Source organism: Rhizobium favelukesii, from assembly GCF_000577275.2.
In the GTDB taxonomy this organism is placed as follows: Bacteria; Pseudomonadota; Alphaproteobacteria; order Rhizobiales; family Rhizobiaceae; genus Rhizobium; species Rhizobium favelukesii.
The window spans coordinates 765,947-785,616 of sequence record NZ_HG916852.1 but is presented as its reverse complement, the minus strand read 5'-3'; the positions used below and the strand labels follow the sequence as shown (position 1 = coordinate 785,616).

Below are 19,670 nucleotides of genomic sequence, written 5' to 3'. Positions count from 1 at the left end.
CCCGTTCTGAAAAAATCAGTTCCAGTCAATGCAGTAGCCAAGGAAGCGCTTCGAATCGACCGGATCGAAGCCGAGCTTCTTCCGGAGCTTCTTGCGCAGCTTGGAAATGTGGCTTTCAACGACGTTTTCTTCGACTTCGTCGTCGAAGATCCCGTAGATCGCGTTGAAGATCTGCGTCTTGGTGACGCGGCGACCGCGGTTTGCGATCATATATTCCAGGATGCGGCGCTCGCGACGGGGAAGCGCAAAGACTTCGCCATGAATTTCCGGATCGCGACCGTCGGAAAATACGCGGATCGCGCCGATGTCGGTGTGGCTGGAAATCGCTTTCAGTCGGCGCCGGATGGCGGCGGCTCGAGCCAGGATTTCGCGGGGATGCACCGGCTTGCGCACGACATCGTCGACACCACAATCAAAAAGTGCAAGGGTGTTTTCGAGCGACGGCTGGTCGCTGACCGCGATAACCGGCGCCATGGTCCGGTCGCGGATTGCGCGCGGCAGCTCGAAATTCTGCTGCCCCTGCCCGATCAGGAATGCCTCGACAGCCGCGATATCAGAATCCGCCGCCGTCTGAACCCATTCGCCGAATTCACTTGGATCAAACCCCGTGGAAGGAATGCCTTCCCGCCCAAAAAGTGAAGTGTAACCATCCTTCACGAGCTCACGCTCATCAACCACTACGATCATTCGTCCGCCTCCGAATCACTTGTGGTACCTCGATGCTCTATGGGTACGAATCGCGCGATTCTGGGACAAGCTGCAGGAACTTACTGGCAGAAATTAATAGTTGATTAAGAATTGAGGCGCGATTTGATCTAGATGTAGTAGCAGATCGAAATTATGCACACAAAAATTTCGTGGAAAAGTTAACAAGGTCTACAATGTGACTTGCCTTGCCATATTGAGACAGATTCTCGCCACAATATGACACATTTCTGCTTTGTTCTGTTTTTACTCGTATTGATTGAATTAATTCTGGCAGAAGTTGCTCGCATTGGGAGTCCATTTGCCGTAGCCGGTGGCAACCAGATTGGCGATGACCCGGCAGACATACTGCTTCTGGGCGGGGTCATTGTTGGGTCCGGCGTGATAGCGGGCCACTGCCATCGTCCAGGTTTCGTGACGATCATGGAGATTGCGCAGGAACCTTGCCGCGTATTCCACATTGCGACGGGGGTCGAACATCTCCTCCGCAGACCGGAAATTCTCACCATGGTAGTACTGGTTGATCTGCATGCAGCCGATGTCGATGAGCTTCGCGCCTGACCTGCGCGCAACATCAACCTGTCTCAGAGCGTCCTGCTCGGAGGGTGGAAAGAAGGCCTTCCCTTCGATGTTCCGCGCGTAAGGGTAGAGCGACCCCTTGCGTCCGGTCTCGGTCAAGCCAACGGAGTAGAGAATGCCCTCGGGGATGCCGTATTTCAGTGCGGCCGCCTGAATCTCCTGCTCACAGGCACTGTTCGACGCCTGTGCGCTAGAGATAGACGTCGCCAGTGCGACCGCTGCCAGCGGCGCCAGGAGAAGTGCTTTCAACACCGCTTTCGCCCGAGCCATTGAAGCCTCCGCCAGTTCGCTGTCCTGATTGATTTTGGCGTTCACGCGCCTCGCCGCCCTGACCTTGCTGGGCAGAGGCCTGACCCTGCTGCTGGCTCTGCGCGTTCGCCTGATTGCCGGCGTCCGAGCGGTCGACCGGCGCCATGCTGATCGTAACGTTGTCGATCGCGTAGCCCTGGCTGCGCAATGCCTCGATGATCTTGCCGTGGTCTTCCTTGAGTTGGCGATAGGCCGCGCCGCTCTCTACCTTCAGGTCGACATTCAGCGCGTCGCCGTGCAGCCGCATCGTAGCGGTGACGAGACCAAGGTCGATCGGGTTCATCTGGATCTTGAGCGTATTCACCACCTTGCCAGTGCTGGTCCACTCAGCGGCGTTCGACAAGGCGGAGCTCGCCTGCATGGCATGGGCCCATTCCTGATCGCCGGATATCGCGGCCGTCACTGCGGCAGAATTGGTGTTCTGCGCCAGACCGATGTAGCGGCGCGAGTCCAGAACAGAGACGCTCTCGATGCTAGCCTTGCCGCCAGACTCACCGGTGGCATCCTTGTCGATGCCAAGATGCATATCCATCGACTGACCGCGGCCATCGGCACGGCTCAGCCGGAATGTCGTCGCGTCGGTATCGCCGGCAACCACTGTGCCGGGCAGCTGAGCGTCGACCCTCGCATCGACGCCGGCAAGGGCCGCGTCAGGGGACGTTTCGTCCTTCGGCTTGATACCCGCAACGGACTTTTCTTTCGGATCGGTCGATACCTTGCCATCCGCCTGTTGGCTCACCGCGGCCATTGCGGCGAACGCTGCTGCTGCAGCCGTTCCGTCGGTCGGCGCCTGCTTCAGTAAACTGAGGACATCCGAGAGCCCGCTGTCATCCTCGGCGCCCTTCTCGATCCCGGCGCCCTCAGCCTTTGTCAGCTTCGTGCCCTTGGCCGAATGTGCCATCGCGTCATCGTCCAGCTTGTCGGACAGATCCTGCAAGTCGGCGTCATCAGCATGCTTGCCCTTGGCTTTCGGGTCACGCTCCGCCTTTTTGGTCTCCTTCTCGGCCGACCCGGACGTCTTTTCTTTCATCTCCGCCTGCGCCGCCAGGGAGGCGCTGCCGAGATCGATCAATGCCTTCGTGTTCGCGTGGCGCGGCGCAGCGGACACACTGCCGTTTGTGCCGTCGCCAGCGTGCTGGCCCACCGCGGGCTGCTCGGCCGAGTCATGCTTTCCGCCGCTTGCCTTGTTCAGGACGTCAGAGAACCCGCCTGCATCCGCATCACCACCGTTGCCGGTCTGACGGCCGATGCCCGCGGCAGAGGCAGCCCCTGCTCCAGACGCTCCCCCCGAAACGCTGATGTCCATCATCTCAATTGCTTTCTTTGTTCAAGAGGCCGTCGATCTCATCCAGCTGCGATCGGCTTGACGTCACGAATGCGCTGAATGACGGGTCGGCGTCCTGCTGTCCCCCAACATTGGATGGCGGCGTCCCTGCCGCTTCTCCCACAACAGGACCTTGAGCCAGGTTGGGTATTTCCCCCTGCTCGGCCTCTGGTGAGGCTGCTGCCTGTTCAGAAGTAATTTCTTGGCTATACGATTTAGGGGTGGTCGCTTGCGTCAGGCTTGCCGGGTCCGGCGGACGAAGCACTTGTTCTGCAATGGCTTTTGCCGCCGCCCTAAGAGCCTGGTCGCGCGGCGACAGCTCCTCGTCGGGGATCGATGCGATGTTCTTCGCGGCCGTATCGATCTTGTCGGTCGGGATCGCCGCCATACCGCCGTAGAAATCGGCCAGCGCTCCAAAGGCGTTGTCGGAATCGCCCGCAAGCGTCTGGGCGCGCGCTGCTGCCATCCGTGCGAGATCACCCTTGCCGGCGATCGCGGCTGCGCGAGCGATGCGGAGATAGACTTCCCGCTGCCTGGCCTCATCCATGAAGGAGAGAATGCCAACAACGTCGTCCGGCTCCACCTCGTGGTCATGATTGACCAGCAGCTTGACGAAAAGATCCGCGAACTGGCTCGCATAAGGCGAATGCAGGAAGCGGCGCATATAGCGCTGCGAATAATCGAGCCCCTTGTCCACCATCCCGGCTTCGACGCAGATCGACACGGAGCGTCGCAGCGCCGCCTCCTCGACGATCGTGCCCGGCGCATTGAGACGCGCCTGGTCATACAGTTTCAGCGCCTCCATTGGGCTCTTGGCGAGAGTGACATTGCCGCCGACCAGCGCAAGATAGGGGCCGATTTTCTTATCCTTGTATTCGTTCGCAGTCTCGACAAGGCTCTTGGCGACAAGCAATCCCTTGCCGCTCAAATATTTTCGCAACACATCGCTGATGCGATTGTCGAAGTGACCGTTTACATCGCGGGCGACGAGGTATTCGAGGGTCTCCGGATTGCCGCCGCTCATCGCGTAGATCAGCGCCGCATCGACGTTGCGGTCATCATCGAAAACCGACGGATCGATGGTGCGCAGGCGCTGATCGATCGTGCCAAGCATGAAGCGCTGCATCTCGGCGGCAGAATGATCGCCAAGCACGACGGAATCCTGCACGAACTGCAGCGACCGCAGCATTTTGTAGGGTGCAATGTCCTCCTGATCTTCCGCATAGGCGACGGCAGCAGGGCTCCCCGCGAGGCCGAGAAGCAGAAGCAGAAGACGTTGATGGAGACGGATCATGGATTATCCCTGATCCGTCTGCAGCAATATTTCGATACGCCTGTTGGTCGCGTTGAAGGGATCCGCCTGATCCTTCAATTTGCGGTCAGCAAAGCCCGAGACTTGCGAGACCCGCTTTTCGTCGAGCCCGCCGCGAACGATCATGTAGTAGGCAGCCTGGGCGCGATCCATCGACAAGCGCCAGTTCTCGTTCTCGCCCTTATACTGACGGCCGTCCGTGTGGCCGCGAATGACAACGGCGCCTGGTTTGCCCTTCAGGATCTCACCGATCTTTTCCATCGCCAGCACCATTTCCTTGCGCGGAACGGCCGATCCGATGTTGAACATGGAATCATCGCCCTGGTCGGAAATGCTGACCAAAAGGCCGCCTTCTGTCGGTGTCACCGTGAGACCTTCGGCGAGCTTGCCGGCAACGCCGCGGATCTGCTGGGCGATTTCCTTTTGCAGGTCCTCGGCCCGTTTCTGCTCGGCGGCCTTTTGCGCCTCGGTCTTCGGCTTTTCCTTGCCCTCGGCATTTCTGGCAGCCGTTTCCACGGGTGCTGCATCGTGTTGCGGTTTGCTCTCTGCCGTTTCCCGGGCCTGCTCGTCATGACCCTTGCCGGCGTCCTCGGCCTTTGTCAGATCCGCCGCGTTCTCGGATTGCGCCTTGGCAACTTCGGTCGCGTCTGCCGCACCACCGGCGGGCGCGGCGCTCGATGCCGGCTGTGTCTTGTCGGCGTGCGTCACTTCGACCTGCTTCGTCCAGAAATCCGGATCGAAGGGGTCGCGATAGGCCTGACCGCCGTCAGCGCCGGTTGCCGGACCGGAATCGCTGGCGCCGCCCTCGCCCTTGGCGCTGATGTTTGCCTGCTGGCCGACTTCCTGCGCAATCTCCGCCAGGACCGAATAAGGATTCTCGAAGAAGTCGGCCTGGTCGCCGGATGTCGAGGTCTGGTCATCGCCGTTTGCGGCCGATGCGCCCTTGGTGGGCTCGTCCTCTTTTTCCTTCGACTTGTCCTGTTTCTGGTCGCCATCCGCCTGATCGACGGGCTTCTTCAAGCCTTTTTCCGTGGGCTTCTCGTCGGCGAGCTTGATCGGATTGAAATAGGTCGCAACCGAGGCCTTGGTTTCCTCGTTCGCAGCGTTGACCAACCACATGACGAGAAAGAACGCCATCATGGCCGTCATGAAGTCGGCATAGGCGATCTTCCAGGCGCCACCATGAGCCCCGTCGTGATCCCCGCCGCCATGTCGCTTGACGATGATGATCTCGTTCTTGCCGTGATGGTGGTTTTCGCTCTCACTCATTCCAGAACTTTCTTCAAGCTCGTCGCCCAGGCCGACATCCGCGTGACCAGGACAGCGTCGCCAAATTCGACGGTCAGGTCGACATCGCCCGTTTCATGATGGCGCAGAAGACCAGCCTTTTCGCCAAGTGTGTTCTTCAGCACATCGAAAAGGCGTGCCGGCCCTTTGACCGTCACGGTACCGACATCTCCCTCCAGGACCGCCTCGCGAAGGATGCCGGCAAGATCGACGGCAGCGTTCTGCGACAGAACATCGGTCATAACAGGCGCCAGCGCCTTTGCGACCGTCGCGCTGACAAGCTCGGCAATCTCACCCGCCATCACGTCAAGCCGGGAGGCAATTAGCTCTGCGGCCTCAACCTCGTATCGGTCGCGGAGCTCTTCCACTTCGCGCTGATGAACGAGCGCGACCGTTTGCGTTTCCAAATTATACTTCTCGGTCAGTGCAGCGGTTGCCTCGGCATAGCCTCGGGCATGAGCGCTGTGGCGCTCGGCTTCCAGATCCAGGGCCGGTTCGGATGCGATGTCCGCAAAGCCGCCGAAATCATTCGCAAGATCGTCGGCTTCCGCGACGGGAGCAACCACGGCCGGCTCACCAAAATCCTTGAGGTACCGAGAAAGCAGCGCGCTCACCGAATCCACCCTCTCGCTGCAGAAGACTGCGACATCTCGCGCCCCATCATGAACTGACAACTCATCAGGCACGGTTTCCGCACTGCGCCTTTGTACCGAAACTATGGTGTCAAACTTGCGCGAGGATGAAGGGCAAAGCCGAGAAAGCCCAACGGCCCGGCCACTATTGCAGCAGGATCAGCACTTTGCTGGCAGCCGTGTTCAGGATAGAGATCGCCTGAACACCCATCTGCTGTTGCGTCTGCAACGCCTTCTGGAGGGTCGACGCTTCGTCCATGTCGGTGTCAACGAGCGCGCCGACACCCTTGTCGATCAAGTCAGACATATCCGCGGTGTAGGCAACGCGATCGCTGATGCGCGCGCTCATCGTGCCGAGGCCGGCCGCCGTCGTCGTCAGCTGCGACAATACGGAATCGACCACTGCCAGCATGTCCTTCAACTGCGCGGGGGTCGTGTTGCTGTCGAGCTTTATCTCCGTCCCGCTGGCGGGCGAAGTCGATCCGGCGTTGAGCAGATAGTAGTCGCGTGCCGTCGAGGTGCCGTCCGCATTAAGCGCATTCGCGTCGACGGTCTTGGTGAGAAGTCCGCGATTGGCGTCCGTCGTGTCGATCATGACGGTCTGGTCGGCCGGGAAATCAATTGTTTGCGCTTGGTATTCGCCGTTCGTACCGCGCGCGAAACCGCCGATCACGGAGCGCGATGTCGGAAGCGTCGTGTCGCGGTTAAGCAGCCAATTCTCGCCGGCAAAGTTCGTCGCCTGGACGGTCGTCTGCAGTTGCCCCTTCAGCTCGGTGAGCGTGGTGTTGAGCTTCGTCTTGTCGACCCCGGCTTCCTGCGCCGTCACGAGGGTCTTGCGGATCTCGCCGAGTTGGTCGATCAGGCTTTCCATCGACGTATAGGCGGTATCGACCTTCGATGCGCCGACGCCAAGCGCGTCGTGAATGTTTTGCAAAGAGCTGCTGTCCGAGCGCATGACACTTGCATAGGACCAGTAGGTCGCATCGTCGGCAGCCGTTTCGACACGATAGCCTGACGAAACCTGCTGTTGAACCGTTGCGACGTCCTTGTTGATGATGCGCAGCGCCGCGAGGGCGTTTACCTGTGCCGAGCTGGTAATTTTGTATGTCATTTTTCTGGCTCTGAGTAGGGAAACGGGACAGGCCGGCAACCGGCAGCGACTGACCTGGCGTCATGCCCCCGGCTGGTCCCCCAGGCCCGGTTTGTCGCTAAAAACAAATCAACTGTTAAGGGAAGTTAACCAAGGCCTTCGACGGGCGCAAGTGCCATGGCTTCAGTGTCGCAAGCCTCGCGCAATCTTGATTATCGCTTCAAAAACAAAGAGAAAGCCGCGTCAAAGACACGGCTTTCCATCTCCTTCGGATGCTGCTGGGCGGCTTAGTTCTTGAAGAGCGTGAGAACGTTCTGCGCGCTGGAATTCGCGATCGACAGCGATTGGATTGCCAGCTGTTGTTGCGTCTGCAAGGCCGTTAGTTTGCTCGATTCCTCTTCCATGTCAGCGTCAACAAGGCGCCCGACACCCGAGTCGATCGAATCGCTGAGGTTGGAAACGAAGCTTTCCTGCAGGTCGATGCGGGTTGAGATCGAGCCGAGCTGCGAGGCCGCCTTTGTCAGGGCACTGAGGCCTGATTCGACGGTCGTCAGCGCAAGGTCGATGTCGCTGGAGCTGAAGCTGGTGATGTCCATGCTGTAGATCGAGCCGACGCTGCCGCTCGACGTCCCTATGATACCCGTCGATGTATCGATCGCTCCCGTGGTCGTCATACCGAACAGAACGTTGCCGCTCGTGGAGTCATCAAGCACATACTGTGTCGTCTGAACGGAAACCTGGCCGTTCGCATCGCGCACGAACGAGGAGACGACGCTTTTAGTGGAATTGCCTGCCACCCAGTTCTCGCCGGAAAAGGAAGCGGACTGAGCTACGCTCAACAACTGCTGCTGAAGCTGTCCAATTTCGTCCTGAATCTTGGTCTTGTCCACGCCTTTTTCCGTCGCGGCCACGATCTTTGCCTTGATCTCGCTGACGATATCGATGGCGCTGTCCATGGCCGAATAGGCGGTATCGACCTTTGCCGCACCCAGACCGAGCGCGTCGGAGACAGCCGAAAGAGCCTTGTTGTCCGAACGCATGGTCGTCGCAATCGACCAATAGGCAGCATTGTCCTTGGCTTCGGCAACACGGTAACCGGACGAGACACGGTTCTGGGTGTCTTCCAGATTGCCATTGATGCTGCGGAGGGTCTGGAGGGCGGACATTGCCGCGACGTTCGTCAAAATGCTGGTCATGAAATTATCGCCCCTTGATGGCAAATCTTGAAAAGGGACATTCCGGTCCACCACCGGGAACGGCAATCAGCATCATGCCCGCTAACCGCTTCTTAAGCTTGGTTAACATACCGTTTCGTTGACGGCAGAAGACATGAATTTGGTTAACGCGGAGTTAACAGGCATTAAAAAAGCCGCGCTCGGAAGCGCGGCTTTCCATTGGCGATCTTTCTGTTCGAGACGCCCGGAGGCGCTCCTGCTATTAGCTGCGGAACAGCGAGAGGATGTTCTGCGACGAGGAGTTTGCGATCGACAGCGACTGGATCGCCAGCTGCTGCTGGGTCTGCAGGGCGCTGAGCTTGGAGGACTCTTCTTCCATGTCGGCGTCGACGAGACGGCCGATACCGGAGTCGATCGAGTCGCTGAGCGAAGTGACGAAGTCGCTCTGGATGTCGACGCGCTGCTGGAGCGAGCCGAGCTGCGAGCCGAGGGTCGTCATGCTCGTCAGAGCGGTTTCGACGTCCGTCAGTAGGTTGTCGACGTCGCCCTGGGTCGTGCTGGAGCCGATCGTGAAGCCGTAGATGGAGCTGCCCGAGCTGGCGCCGTTAGCGCCGAGGATGCCGCCTGTCGTGGAGCCGTCGAACAGCGTGTTGGTGGCGCCGAGCGAATAGTCGGTGGTCTTAATGGAGACCACACCGCCGGTGCCGCGGACGAAGGACGAAACGACGCTGACAGTGCCGCCGACGTTGTTGACCCAGTTTTCGCCGTTGAACGAAGCGGACTGAGCAACGCTGTAAAGCTGTGCCTGCAGCTGCGTGATTTCGTCCTGCAGCTTCGACTTGTCGACGCCAGCTTCGCTGGCTGCAACGAGCTTTGCCTTGATGTCGCCGACGATGTCGATGGCGCTATCGACGGCCGTGTAAGCCGTGTCGAGCTTGGCGGCGCCCATGCCGAGGGCGTCGGAAACGGCCGAAAGCGCCTTGTTGTCCGACTTCATCGTGGTGGCGATCGACCAGTAAGCAGCGTTGTCGGAAGCCTTGCCGACGCGCAGACCAGACGAAACGGCGTTCTGCGTATCCGACAGATTGCTGTTGACGTTACGCAGCGTCTGGAGAGCTGCCATTGCGGAGTTGTTGGTCAGAATGCTGGTCATTTAATTGCCCCTTTGGCAGAATGTGTAGGAAGGGACATTCCGGACTACCGGGAACGGCGGTCAGCGTCATGCCTGTTGACCGATTTTTCTGTGCTCAATCAACTCGCCGTTTCGATAGGCACATAAGACAGCATCATGGTTAAGAAACCCTGAACTCTAAAAAGAAAAATAGTTAAAAATATCCTTCTGTTAGCTCGCCTTATTAACTTGCGATTAAAACATTTACGGCCGGGAAAACCCGGCCGTAAATCGCTTCTCAGATGGCTGGTGACGGCTATCAGCCGCGGAACAGCGAGAGGATGTTCTGCGAAGAAGAGTTCGCGATCGACAGCGACTGGATCGCCAGCTGCTGCTGGGTCTGCAGGGCGCTGAGCTTGGAGGACTCTTCCTCCATGTCGGCGTCGACGAGGCGGCCGATACCGGAGTCGATCGAGTCGCTGAGCGAGGAGACAAAGTCGGTCTGGATGTCGACGCGGGTCTGGAGCGAACCGAGCTGCGAACCGAGGGTCGTCATGTTCTTCAGAGCGCTCTCGACGTCCGTCAGCAGGTTGTCGATGTCGCCCTGGGTCGTGCTCGAGCCGATCGTGAAGCCGTAGATGGAGCTGCCCGAGCTCGCACCGTTAGCACCGAGGATGCCGCCTGTCGTGGAGCCGTCGAACAGCGTGTTGGTGGCGCCGAGGGTGTAGTCGGTGGTCTTGATGGAGACTGCGCCGCCGGTGCCGCGGACGAAGGACGAAACGACGCTGACCGTGCCGCCGGCGTTGTTGACCCAGTTTTCGCCGTTGAACGAAGCGGACTGAGCGACGCTGTAGAGCTGCGACTGCAGCTGCGTGATTTCGTCCTGAAGCTTGGTCTTGTCGACGCCGGCTTCGCTGGCTGCAACCAGCTTTGCCTTGATTTCGCCGACGACGTCGATTGCGCTGTCGACAGCGGTGTAGGCCGTGTCGAGCTTGGCAGCACCCATGCCGAGGGCGTCGGACACAGCCGAAAGCGCCTTGTTGTCGGACTTCATCGTCGTTGCGATCGACCAGTAGGCGGCGTTGTCGGAAGCCTTGCCGACGCGCAGGCCAGACGAAACGGCATTCTGCGTGTCACTCAAGCCCTTGTTGACGTTACGCAGCGTCTGGAGTGCCGCCATTGCGGAATTGTTGGTGTTAATGCTTGTCATAAGTCTGTCCCCAAAAACAAAATACCAAAGGAGGACATACCGGACTTCAATACCGGCGATGACGGACCAGCTTCATGCCACTCGGCGCCGTTCTCTTGAGCAACCAAACCCGTCATGTCGAGAGGCAATCTCGCACCCATTCATTGCCAACTCATTAAAACGGCTGGGGAAACGGCGTCGCATGGAGCCGGTGGTTAACAGTCTCCAAACATTCTTCGAACGCCTTGTCGCAGGAGCGCACACCGGCTTCGAGCAAGCTTGGCGTGCCTAGATGGTGCAAACTGGGGCGCCGTGTAGGCCAGCGCACGATTGGCCACGACGCTCGTTGAAGAAGTTCCGGATGGAGTGGGCTCTTGAATACCAATATTTCGTTTGCGGCGGCATCGAAGGACTATCAAAAGGGGCAATATCTCAAGTCGCTTGAAGTCCTGAACAAACTCATCGACACGCAGCAAGACGTCAAGACCTACGTTCTCCTGGCCAAAAACCTTCTCAAGTTGGGCTTCAAATCGGAAGCGGCAAGCGCGTATGCGCTTGCCGGCGAACGCGACAGCAACAAGGAGTCGACCTACACGCGCGAAGCCGCGCTTCTGTATTTTGCCTGCGGCGACGAAGAGCAAGCCTTGCTCCAGGCCTTGCGCGTCATGACACTTGCCCGCTCGGACGCCGATCTTGCCTACGTTCTGGCCTCTATCCACATCAGGCAAGGCCGGAAGGATCTCGTGAGCCCTTACCGCAAGGTGATTTCCGAGAGCAGCAATCCCGACCATGCCCGCCTTGCGGTGCAACTCCTCAGTGACGACATTCTGGACGCGACGAACGCGACGCTTGTCCACAATCTCTTCAAGAAATTTCCCGACATCATGCCGCTCCGGCTCCTCAAGCTGGTCTTCGCGCGCGAGGTCTGCGACTTCGACCTCGTCGCCAGGGAGTTTCTGCCGGTACAACGGATGCTCGACAAAGGCGACCTCAGCGTCCTGGAGCGCGACAATCCCTTCTACAACCTTCACTGGTGCAGCGACGAAGCGCTCAATGCGCGTGCTTCTCACAATCCGTCTCTTCCATTGAAGGAAGCAGCAGCCCGACGAAGAGCCGTTCCCCACGCCTGGAGCAAGAAGATCCGTATCGGATATCTTTCGTCCGATTTCTGGGCCGGACACGCAACCATGAAGCTGCTGCGCCGTATTCTGGAGCTGCACGACCGCGACAAATTCGAAATAACGCTCTTCTGCCATACCGAGGAGAAGTACCTGGAACATGAGGCCGGCACTGTCGATCGCTCGCAATGGGGCGACGTGTGCATCGTTCGAGACATGACCGACGAGGAAGCCGCGAACGCAGTCCGGGAGCGGCAGATCGACATCCTGGTCGACCTAAAGGGACACACATTCGGCGGTCGATCCAGAATACTGAACTATGGCGGCGCTCCGCTGCAGGCAGCCTGGCTTGGTTTCCCCGGCAGCGTGACCGACGTCGACCTTGATTACGCCATCGGCGATCGGTTCGTGCTGCCGAAGAGCAGCGAAGCACACTACCACGAGAAGCTGGTGCGCATGCCGGAGAGCTACCAACCCAACGACCCCGCAAATCGTCCGAAGCCGACGCCGACGACCCGCACGCAGGTTGGATTGCCGGAGGAGGCGTTCGTCTTTGCCTCGTTCAATGCGAACCGCAAAATCAACACAGAGATACTGGACGTCTGGTGCAACATCCTCAAGCGCGCGCAAAACGGCGTGCTTTGGCTGATGCTTTCGTCGCCCCACACCCAGACCAACTTGCTCAACTACATCAACAAGAGGGGGATCGATTCAGATCGAGTGATCTTCTGCCCACGCGTGTCCTACGAAGAGCACATCGATCGCCAACAGATGGCCGATCTTGGCATCGACACGTTTCCGGTCAACGGGCACACAACGACCTCCGAGCAGCTCTGGGGCGGCCTGCCGGTTCTGACCGTCCAGGGCACCAATTTTGCCTCTCGCGTCAGCGAAAGTCTGCTCAACGCTATAGGCTTGCCGGAACTGGTGGCCGCCGACATCAAGGCCTACGAGGACACGGCGGTCGCGCTTGCGAACAGTCCCGAGCGCATTGCTGAATACAAGCAGCGCATCAGACGGAACGCCGGCATCATGCCCCTCTTCGATGCCGAGCGCTTCACGCTGCACCTCGAAAGGGCCTACGAAATCATGGTGGACCGCGCGAAGATGGGGCTGGAACCGGACCACATCGACGTTCCGGCGCTGCCACCCCGTACAACGCCGTTCTTCAGCTTCGACTAAAAAGCAAATTCGCACGGTAAAGAGCCCGCCGGCGGGACGCGAACTGCCACCGAGTATCGGCACCAGACATCGCTGATCGCGGCCACGGTGATGCATGGAACGCATCTTCCTCTCCGAACGTGGTTCCTCGCGGCGTACCTTCTCGCCACCCATTCCAACGGGATGTCTGCCCTTCCAAGATCTTCATGATCGGTGCCGTCGAGGTGCAGGCTGGCTACCTGGCGCGGTGCCGCCTGCAGCGCATCGTCAACATCAACCGCGAGAGCCTGCACGCCTTCATCCGAGATAACACCGCCGTCGGGAGCCTGCTCGTTACGGACGGAAACACCGCGTACAGGCGCTTGCCGGATCGCGGACACCAAGCCATCAACCTGAGCGCAGTGGATGCGCCTCCCGCGCACGAAGTGCTGTTCTCGAACTTCAAGGGTGGAGCTACGGGACATACCACGGTGTCAGCGACAAGCATGTCGACAACTATGCTAACGAGTTCGTCTTCCGCTGGAACCAGAGGCGGCACTTCCAGACCAACGTTGACACCATCCTGGGCCTCGGGCAGCGGATCGGCCGAACGACCTGGCGCGACATCGTGGGCGACACGCGGTGGACGGCGACACACGAGGACCAAATTCTCGACATGGTTCGACCGGAGAGACCCGACCGCGCCAAGAACTACGCCGTGGAGAACGGCTGCGACATCTTCCGGGCGCTGGACGAGGTCAGACGGCACGAGAAGAGGTGGCGATACCATCGAAAGAAACCGAGGCGTTCCGCGCTTCCCCCACGGCGGGCAGGCGAAGAGAGAAACACTCGTCGATACGCGCACCCGCCAGGCTTGGTTTCCGAAGACATTGCCAACGGATACCTCCGTCATGTCCCTATCGGTTCGAAGATCACCGGAACCCGAAGTAGGGTAAGCCCGTGAACCCATTGCTGTCCAACATGTGATCGCAGTCGTCTACCTGGGACCGATTTCCAGCCGCATCAAAAGCTCATCGTGGTATCCGTCATCGACTTTCAAAGCTTCGACCTCGACAGCCCATTCCTCGAAGCCCATCGATTTATAGAGCCGGATAGCTGCTTGGTTGGAAGAAACGACACATAGGCGAAGCGAACGTAGCGTCGTTCCAACTTCTTCAATGATCGTGGCAAGCAGTTTTCGTGAAAGTCCAGACCCTCGTGCCACCGGGCGGACATACATTCCCCAAATCGATCCAATATGCTGAGTTTTGATTGAAGTAGATTTTGAGAGACTCCGGTTAGCACCCCTCCGTCGGATATTCCTCCGAGGACATAACCTCTCTCCAATCTGTCAGCGATGCTTTCTAAAGACTTGTTCTGCTCGTCTTCCCATGAAGCGCCAAATGCCTCGGGATGGCTGACAAGGGCCTCTAGGCGAATCTCTCTGAAAAATGATGCGTCATCGCCGCGAAGACGACGGAGTTTGTATTCGGTCACCGTATGTCCTTGGTTTCAAAGCTGCCACTCAACTCGACGCCATAATTTTGCGAGAGCGGCTGTGAATAGGCAAGCCCCGATACACGATGGCAATTCCAGGAGATGAGTACGCGACCGGATCAGAGAGAAGGTCAGTTCTTTGGGCATGCGTCCTTTGACAGGCTCTAAAAGGCGCTGACAGCCTTTGCACCATCACTCCGTGAAGCATCTGTGGATCAAGCGAACGCCATACTGCCCCGACGAGACAACGCTTTGCGAATCTGACTTGATCGTACCCTTGGTGTCTCGCGTCGCGACCGAGCAACTCCGTAATTTCGGCTGCTTCCGTTTTCAATCCTGCACTATGCACAGTGCATACCTGCGCGAACGGGATAAGCCATTAATAAAACGTGCTGCGGGAAAGGCCCGAAAGCTTCAGCAAGCTGTCAATGGGATATAATGGCCTTAACGCTTGGATGACTTGCGCTTTTTGAGCGCTGCTTGCTCCAGCGTTAAGGCATCGAGTTTTAGGAAGGCGTTCTCCATCCGCAGAGAGTTCAGCTCCGCCAGCAACTCCTCACGGCTCTTTTTATCATCGCTGCGTGAAGCGTCCGGTTGTTTTTGCGGCTTGGGCATCAATCGGGGCCTTCCTTTGCGACGCGGGCTCAAGGCATCAATACCGCCAGTATTGTAGCGCCGCTCCCAATCCGCCAGGCAACTCTTATTGCGGATGTCGAACAACGCCGCCGTCTGACGGTAGGAGCGACCATCCTCCTACGTCCGCTTTAGAACCGACAGCTTGAAAGCTGTATCGTAGCGGCTGGATTTCTTCGCCAGACCTCAAGGTCCGTGCGCCGCGTAACTCGCCGCCCATTTGCGAACCGTGGCATGATCTACGCCGAAATGCCGGCCTACTTCACGAGCGCCTCGCTCACCCGTCTGATAAAACTCCACAACAGATCGCTTAAAAGCTTCGCTGTGCTTGGACATGCAAACCCCCCGAAGGTTGTTGTCCAACTTTCGGGGGTCAGTTCAAAAGTCGCGGGCTTTCATCTCGTGCCTAGACGGGATGCAGGCGCGGCGCCTCGAAACGTGTTCAGTGGAAGGAACGGACGAGACTTCCGACCAAAAGGTTCCAGCCGTCGATCAGCACGAAGAAGAGTATCTTGAACGGCAAGGAAATCGATGTCGGCGGCAGCATCATCATGCCCATCGCCATGGTAATGGTGGCGACGATCAGGTCGATGACGAGGAAGGGAAGAACGATCAGGAAACCGATCTCGAAGCCGCGCCGGATCTCCGAGATCATGAAAGCGGGAATGAGGACGCGGTAATCGATCTTTTCTTCGGTCTGGACGCTCTGGCCCCGCTCCCTCGCCAGATCCACGAAAAGCGCCAGGTCCTTGTCACGCGTGTTGCTCACCATGAACGTCCGAAAGGGCTCGGCGATGTGTGCCACTGCCTGCTGCTCGTCGATCTGGTTCGATAGGAGCGGCTGAACCCCGGTCTGCCATGCCTGATCGAAGGTCGGTTGCATGACGTAGAAGGTCATGAACAGCGCGAGCGACAGCAGGATCATATTCGAGGGGGTGGAGGACAAGCCCATGCCCGACCGAAGGATCGAGAACGCGATGATGAAGCGCGGGAAGCTCGTCACCATGATCAGGATGCCCGGCGCGACCGAAAGAACGGTCAACAGGCCGAACGTTCTGATGATCCATGCCGCGACCGAACCGTCGACCGGCAAGTTCAACAGGTTTGTCGGGAGCTGCTGCGCATGCGCCAGCTCCGGTGCCGCCATCATGGCAGCAAACAGCAGTAGGAAGCGAATCATTCGACGACGAAGGTCCTGAACATGACTTTCGATACGCGCCCTTGCGCGCGAAGGTCAACACGCTCCTGGATGTCATCCTTAAGATATTCGAAGCCTCGCGGCCCTTCGATCTGCTGCAGCGAAACCGTGCGGACATAAGCAAGAATATCCTGATGGATATCTTCTGCGAGTTTCACGTCGGGCGGGCCGTTAAACAGCAACGCCACTTCCAGACGAACCCAGTTCTCGGAGGGATAGGCGAGGTTCGAGGTGATCGGCTCGAGCTGAACGACATTATTGGCTTCGGTCGAAACGTGAGGCAGGCCTGCCTCACCTTCCTTCTTCTGCGCGGCCTCGTCCTTGGCCGCCTTGGCCTGCACCGCCTGTTCAGCACCCTTGATTTTGGGTGCGACCAGGCCGCCGACCACCCAGCCGCCGCCGGCGCCAAGCAGCGTCAGGATCGCAAGCCCGGCGATGGTCATCATTGCGGCCGATGTTTTCTTCGGCTGGCCTTCGGCGGCTTCTGTCTCTGCCATGGTGTTCTGCCTCAGAGCGGCGAGAAGAGATCGACGGCCTGCTGGCCGCGCGGCGGCTGCTGCACTTCCATCAGGCGGCCGCGGCCGCCGTAGGAGATGCGGGCCTCAGCAATCTTCTCGTAGGAAATCTGGTTGTCGGCGTTGACGTCCTGCGGGCGGACGATACCGGCGACATTGAGAATGCGGATCTCCTGGTTGACGCGGACTTCCTGGGAGCCGCTGATCACGAGGTTGCCGTTTTCGAGAATACCAGTGACGACGGCCGCGACCATGAGCTTCAGCGTTTCAGACCGGTCGATCTTGCCCTTGCCGTCGGTGCTGGTGTCGGAACCATAGGTCACATCGGTCTTCGACGACGGATTCCAGCCCATGACGTTGGCGTCGACGTCCCAGTTGAGGCCGCTCGAGTTGGTCCGGCTGCGGCTGGTGTCATTCTCGAACTTCGCCTTATCGTTGATCTGGATATTGACGGTCAAAATGTCCCCGACATTCAGCGCGCGAGCATCCTTGAAGAGGGCGGCCTGCGAGTCGCTCCAGAGAGAATAGCCCTGTGCGACCTGGCGCGGCTGCTTCGGATAGAGCGCCATCTGCGGCGTTTGGCCGTAAGCGAGACCGCTGCCGATCGGGCTCATGGCCGGGGCGCGACCGATCTCATTGACAGCCTGCGGCGATGCGCAGCCTGCAAGCAGGGCGACGGCTGCAATCGCGACCGGGAAACGCTTGTTCATGAGGGATCCTTCGACGTATTGGGATCGGACGCGCTGGCGATGATGTTGGCGATGATCGCAGCCTTCTGCGGATCCATCTCGTTGAGGATCAGGCTCGATTGCGTGGCGTTCAGCCGCATGATGACGGCTGCCGCCACTTCGATCTTGACCTCTTGCAGCTGCGATGCGGCCGCTTCCGGCTTCATTTTCTTATAGATATCGGTGAGGCCCGCTTCGGCCTGTTTGAGGAAATCATCACGGCGCTTCAGCCAGTCCTGATATTCCTCCTTGCGCTTGTTCATTTCCGCGATGCGGGAATCGACGTCGGTGCGAAGCTTCTCGAGTTCCTGCTTCTGCAGGAGATAGCGCTGGTCGCGAGCGGGATCGGCAATGTTCGTGCAGAACTGCTTGATCTCCTCCTGCGAGGTCATTTCACCCTTCGGCGCCGGCTGCTCCTGCGCAAAGGCGCCGGGGATGGACAGCGCCCCCACGGCCATCGCAGGGAGGGCAAGTCGCCGAAGCAAGTCAGATGCAGTCATGTTCTTCATCATTGCAGGACGAGCTCCGCTTGCAGCGCGCCGGCTGATTTGATGCCCTGGAGGATGGCAATGATGCCATCCGGCTTGACGCCGATATTGTTGAGACCCGCCACGAGTGTCCTGAGATCAGGCCCATTCAGCAGCGCCACTTTGCCGCCCGTCTTCTGCGCAGCGATATCGGTCTGCGGCTGAACCGCGGTGACGCCGCGCGAGAATGGCTCGGGCTGAATGATCTGCGGTGTCTCGGTCACCTGGACAGTCAAAGTACCATAGCTGACGGCAACCGGCGACACGCGCACATCGGCACCGATAACGATCGTTCCGGTTCGCTCGTTCACCACCACCTTCGCCGGCGTATCCGTCTCGACGACAAGGTTCTCCAGATCGGCCATCAGGCGCGTGAGGTCCGCCGTTCTCGGCTTCTGGACGATGACCTCCTGCGCATCCTTGGCCTCTGCGACCGGGCCGCCGAAGCGAGCGGAAGCGTAGCCGTTGACGACATCGGCGATGCGAATGGCCGTCGAGAAGTCCGGGTTTCGCAGCTGCAGAACGAGATTGACGGAATCCTTGAAGCGCGACGGCAGCTCCCGTTCGATGATGGCACCGCCCGGCACCCGTCCGGCCGTCGTCACACCCTCGGTCACGGTCGCGGCCTGGCCTTGCGCGTTGAACCCCGAGACGACGACCGAGCCCTGTGCGACTGCGTAAATCTGGCCATCGGCGCCCGACAGCGACGTCATGATCAGCGTTCCGCCGCGCAGCGACGTGGCATCACCCAGCGAACTGACGCTGACATCGATACGGCTGCCGGGGCTGGCAAACGGCGGCAGATTGGCCGTGACCATGACGGCGGCCGTGTTCTTTGCATTGGACTGGCCGCCCTGCGTGGAGATGCCGAGGTTTTGCAGCATCGCGCGCATCGACTGCTCGGTGAACGGCGACGCGCGGAAGCCGTCGCCGCTGCCCTGGAGGCCGACGATGAGACCATAGCCGATCAACTGGTTGTCGCGTCCCGCCTGCAGGGAGGCAATGTCCTTGATGCGCGAGTTCATGGCCGCAGCGGGCGTGACGGCGACAACGTTCGGGGACAGAAACGCGAGGGCTACGAAAAGGCGGAACAACATCTTCATTTTGCGGCCACGTGTATGGTGCCGTCGGCGAGCACGGTGCCGCTGACAATCACGCCGGAATCCATGTTGCGAACGCGGACGAGCTGCCCCGTCATGCCGTCTTCAAGCGGCGACCCGGCTGCCGAGATCGTCATCGCGCCGAGCGTGAAGATCAGCCGGATCGAGGAGCCGCGCGTCACGGTAAAGGGCTCCCGCAGCGCCGAAACGGAGATCGTGCGTCCCGGCAGGAGCGTGCGCTTGGAGATCATCCCTTCGACCTGGCGGATCGACTTTGCATAATCGCCCCTCAGGTTGGGATTGGTCACTTCCACTTCCTGGAGCTGGCCGCCGGAAACGGTTTCGCCGGGGTAGATGGTCGTTGTCGGAACCACCGCATAGCCCATGCCGGCAGCGACTGCTGCCTGCGGCGCGGCAAATGCGGTGATCGCAATGGCGGCAGCTGCCCCCCATCCGAGGATACCTTTGACCCGGCAAAACATCATGTTTCGGCCCTTCCCG

19 protein-coding genes and 4 pseudogenes are annotated in these 19,670 nt (G+C 59.3%); 4 read left to right on the top strand and 19 right to left on the bottom strand.

The window, feature by feature from the left end; genetic code table 11:
* Positions 1-15: 15 nt before the first annotated feature.
* The 10 genes from rem to LPU83_RS42255 form a co-directional block, all read right to left on the bottom strand.
* Positions 16-687 carry a transcriptional activator Rem gene (gene rem, locus LPU83_RS42300; protein ID WP_037069073.1) on the bottom strand — a complete coding sequence of 224 codons (672 nt, stop codon included), beginning with the start codon at positions 685-687 and terminating at the stop codon, positions 16-18.
* A 282-nt stretch (positions 688-969) separates the two neighbouring features.
* A complete protein-coding gene (locus tag LPU83_RS42295; protein WP_024313004.1) occupies positions 970-1,533 on the bottom strand; it encodes a lytic transglycosylase domain-containing protein in 564 nt (187 codons plus the stop codon).
* Positions 1,475-2,902 carry a flagellar hook-length control protein FliK gene (gene fliK, locus LPU83_RS42290; protein ID WP_029709879.1) on the bottom strand — a complete coding sequence of 476 codons (1,428 nt, stop codon included), beginning with the start codon at positions 2,900-2,902 and terminating at the stop codon, positions 1,475-1,477. The genes LPU83_RS42295 and fliK overlap by 59 nt, the downstream gene beginning before the upstream one ends.
* A 1-nt stretch (position 2,903) precedes the next feature.
* Positions 2,904-4,211 (bottom strand): chemotaxis protein MotC, encoded by a 1,308-nt coding sequence (gene motC / locus LPU83_RS42285; RefSeq protein ID WP_024313006.1) that lies wholly within the window; start codon positions 4,209-4,211, stop codon positions 2,904-2,906.
* Between the two features lie 3 nt (positions 4,212-4,214).
* A complete protein-coding gene (locus LPU83_RS42280; protein ID WP_024313007.1) occupies positions 4,215-5,498 on the bottom strand; it encodes a MotB family protein in 1,284 nt (427 codons plus the stop codon).
* Positions 5,495-6,130: a hypothetical protein gene (locus tag LPU83_RS42275; RefSeq protein WP_024313008.1), complete on the bottom strand. Its 636-nt coding sequence runs from the start codon at positions 6,128-6,130 to the stop codon at positions 5,495-5,497. Before LPU83_RS42275 ends, LPU83_RS42280 begins: the two co-directional genes overlap by 4 nt.
* Before the next feature lie 163 nt (positions 6,131-6,293).
* Positions 6,294-7,259 (bottom strand): flagellin N-terminal helical domain-containing protein, encoded by a 966-nt coding sequence (locus tag LPU83_RS42270; protein WP_024313009.1) that lies wholly within the window; start codon positions 7,257-7,259, stop codon positions 6,294-6,296.
* 266 nt (positions 7,260-7,525) lie between these two features.
* The gene (locus LPU83_RS42265; protein WP_024313010.1) at positions 7,526-8,434 is read right to left on the bottom strand and encodes a flagellin N-terminal helical domain-containing protein; all 909 of its coding nucleotides are present in this window, start codon (positions 8,432-8,434) and stop codon (positions 7,526-7,528) included.
* Between the two features lie 241 nt (positions 8,435-8,675).
* Positions 8,676-9,566, bottom strand: coding sequence for a flagellin N-terminal helical domain-containing protein (locus LPU83_RS42260; protein WP_024313011.1), 891 nt, complete (start codon positions 9,564-9,566; stop codon positions 8,676-8,678).
* 277 nt (positions 9,567-9,843) lie between these two features.
* Positions 9,844-10,734 (bottom strand): flagellin N-terminal helical domain-containing protein, encoded by an 891-nt coding sequence (locus LPU83_RS42255; protein WP_024313012.1) that lies wholly within the window; start codon positions 10,732-10,734, stop codon positions 9,844-9,846.
* A 353-nt stretch (positions 10,735-11,087) separates the two neighbouring features.
* On the opposite strand from LPU83_RS42255, the gene LPU83_RS42250 reads away from it, so the two are divergent.
* The 4 genes and pseudogenes from LPU83_RS42250 to LPU83_RS75750 form a co-directional block, all read left to right on the top strand.
* Positions 11,088-13,013, top strand: a complete 1,926-nt coding sequence (locus LPU83_RS42250) for an O-linked N-acetylglucosamine transferase, SPINDLY family protein (protein ID WP_024313013.1) — start codon at positions 11,088-11,090, stop codon at positions 13,011-13,013.
* Positions 13,014-13,076: 63 nt separating this feature from the next.
* Positions 13,077-13,187: pseudogene (locus LPU83_RS72965) on the top strand (IS1595 family transposase); the annotation flags it as partial.
* A gap of 11 nt (positions 13,188-13,198) precedes the next feature.
* A pseudogene (locus LPU83_RS75755) lies at positions 13,199-13,333 on the top strand (hypothetical protein); the annotation flags it as partial.
* A gap of 74 nt (positions 13,334-13,407) precedes the next feature.
* Positions 13,408-13,935, top strand: a pseudogene (locus LPU83_RS75750) (transposase); the annotation flags it as partial.
* Positions 13,936-13,968: 33 nt separating this feature from the next.
* Here LPU83_RS75750 and LPU83_RS75745 read toward each other — a convergent pair.
* The 9 genes and pseudogenes from LPU83_RS75745 to flgA all read right to left on the bottom strand — a co-directional run bounded on the left by LPU83_RS75745 (position 13,969) and on the right by flgA (position 19,654).
* On the bottom strand, positions 13,969-14,244 hold the full coding sequence (locus tag LPU83_RS75745; protein ID WP_374046180.1) for a GNAT family N-acetyltransferase: 276 nt from the start codon (positions 14,242-14,244) through the stop codon (positions 13,969-13,971).
* Positions 14,245-14,912: 668 nt separating this feature from the next.
* A pseudogene (locus tag LPU83_RS42235) lies at positions 14,913-15,206 on the bottom strand (helix-turn-helix domain-containing protein); the annotation flags it as partial.
* Positions 15,207-15,287: 81 nt separating this feature from the next.
* Positions 15,288-15,437 (bottom strand): helix-turn-helix domain-containing protein, encoded by a 150-nt coding sequence (locus LPU83_RS75740; protein ID WP_112334066.1) that lies wholly within the window; start codon positions 15,435-15,437, stop codon positions 15,288-15,290.
* A gap of 106 nt (positions 15,438-15,543) precedes the next feature.
* Entirely contained in the window at positions 15,544-16,281 is a 738-nt protein-coding gene (fliP, locus tag LPU83_RS42225; RefSeq protein WP_024313015.1) for a flagellar type III secretion system pore protein FliP, read from the bottom strand.
* Positions 16,278-16,796 carry a flagellar basal body-associated FliL family protein gene (locus LPU83_RS42220; protein ID WP_024313016.1) on the bottom strand — a complete coding sequence of 173 codons (519 nt, stop codon included), beginning with the start codon at positions 16,794-16,796 and terminating at the stop codon, positions 16,278-16,280. Before LPU83_RS42220 ends, fliP begins: the two co-directional genes overlap by 4 nt.
* A gap of 11 nt (positions 16,797-16,807) precedes the next feature.
* A complete protein-coding gene (flgH, locus tag LPU83_RS42215; protein WP_024313017.1) occupies positions 16,808-17,524 on the bottom strand; it encodes a flagellar basal body L-ring protein FlgH in 717 nt (238 codons plus the stop codon).
* Positions 17,521-18,054: a MotE family protein gene (locus LPU83_RS42210; protein ID WP_024313018.1), complete on the bottom strand. Its 534-nt coding sequence runs from the start codon at positions 18,052-18,054 to the stop codon at positions 17,521-17,523. Before LPU83_RS42210 ends, flgH begins: the two co-directional genes overlap by 4 nt.
* Positions 18,051-19,172: a flagellar basal body P-ring protein FlgI gene (locus LPU83_RS42205; protein WP_024313019.1), complete on the bottom strand. Its 1,122-nt coding sequence runs from the start codon at positions 19,170-19,172 to the stop codon at positions 18,051-18,053. The genes LPU83_RS42210 and LPU83_RS42205 overlap by 4 nt, the downstream gene beginning before the upstream one ends.
* Positions 19,169-19,654, bottom strand: a complete 486-nt coding sequence (gene flgA, locus LPU83_RS42200; RefSeq protein ID WP_024313020.1) for a flagellar basal body P-ring formation chaperone FlgA — start codon at positions 19,652-19,654, stop codon at positions 19,169-19,171. The genes LPU83_RS42205 and flgA overlap by 4 nt, the downstream gene beginning before the upstream one ends.
* Between the last annotated feature and the right edge of the window lie 16 nt (positions 19,655-19,670).

What these genes read in the sequence shown, in the direction of transcription:
- rem (WP_037069073.1), bottom strand. Translation starts at nt 687, where the DNA reads ATGATCGTAGTGGTTGATGAGCGTGAGCTCGTGAAGGATGGTTACACT.
- fliK (WP_029709879.1), bottom strand. Translation starts at nt 2,902, where the DNA reads ATGATGGACATCAGCGTTTCGGGGGGAGCGTCTGGAGCAGGGGCTGCC.
- motC (WP_024313006.1), bottom strand. Translation starts at nt 4,211, where the DNA reads ATGATCCGTCTCCATCAACGTCTTCTGCTTCTGCTTCTCGGCCTCGCG.
- LPU83_RS42280 (WP_024313007.1), bottom strand. Translation starts at nt 5,498, where the DNA reads ATGAGTGAGAGCGAAAACCACCATCACGGCAAGAACGAGATCATCATC.
- LPU83_RS42270 (WP_024313009.1), bottom strand. Translation starts at nt 7,259, where the DNA reads ATGACATACAAAATTACCAGCTCGGCACAGGTAAACGCCCTCGCGGCG.
- LPU83_RS42265 (WP_024313010.1), bottom strand. Translation starts at nt 8,434, where the DNA reads ATGACCAGCATTTTGACGAACGTCGCGGCAATGTCCGCCCTCCAGACC.
- LPU83_RS42260 (WP_024313011.1), bottom strand. Translation starts at nt 9,566, where the DNA reads ATGACCAGCATTCTGACCAACAACTCCGCAATGGCAGCTCTCCAGACG.
- LPU83_RS42255 (WP_024313012.1), bottom strand. Translation starts at nt 10,734, where the DNA reads ATGACAAGCATTAACACCAACAATTCCGCAATGGCGGCACTCCAGACG.
- LPU83_RS75740 (WP_112334066.1), bottom strand. Translation starts at nt 15,437, where the DNA reads ATGTCCAAGCACAGCGAAGCTTTTAAGCGATCTGTTGTGGAGTTTTAT.
- fliP (WP_024313015.1), bottom strand. Translation starts at nt 16,281, where the DNA reads ATGATTCGCTTCCTACTGCTGTTTGCTGCCATGATGGCGGCACCGGAG.
- LPU83_RS42220 (WP_024313016.1), bottom strand. Translation starts at nt 16,796, where the DNA reads ATGGCAGAGACAGAAGCCGCCGAAGGCCAGCCGAAGAAAACATCGGCC.
- flgH (WP_024313017.1), bottom strand. Translation starts at nt 17,524, where the DNA reads ATGAACAAGCGTTTCCCGGTCGCGATTGCAGCCGTCGCCCTGCTTGCA.
- LPU83_RS42210 (WP_024313018.1), bottom strand. Translation starts at nt 18,054, where the DNA reads ATGATGAAGAACATGACTGCATCTGACTTGCTTCGGCGACTTGCCCTC.
- LPU83_RS42205 (WP_024313019.1), bottom strand. Translation starts at nt 19,172, where the DNA reads ATGAAGATGTTGTTCCGCCTTTTCGTAGCCCTCGCGTTTCTGTCCCCG.
- flgA (WP_024313020.1), bottom strand. Translation starts at nt 19,654, where the DNA reads ATGATGTTTTGCCGGGTCAAAGGTATCCTCGGATGGGGGGCAGCTGCC.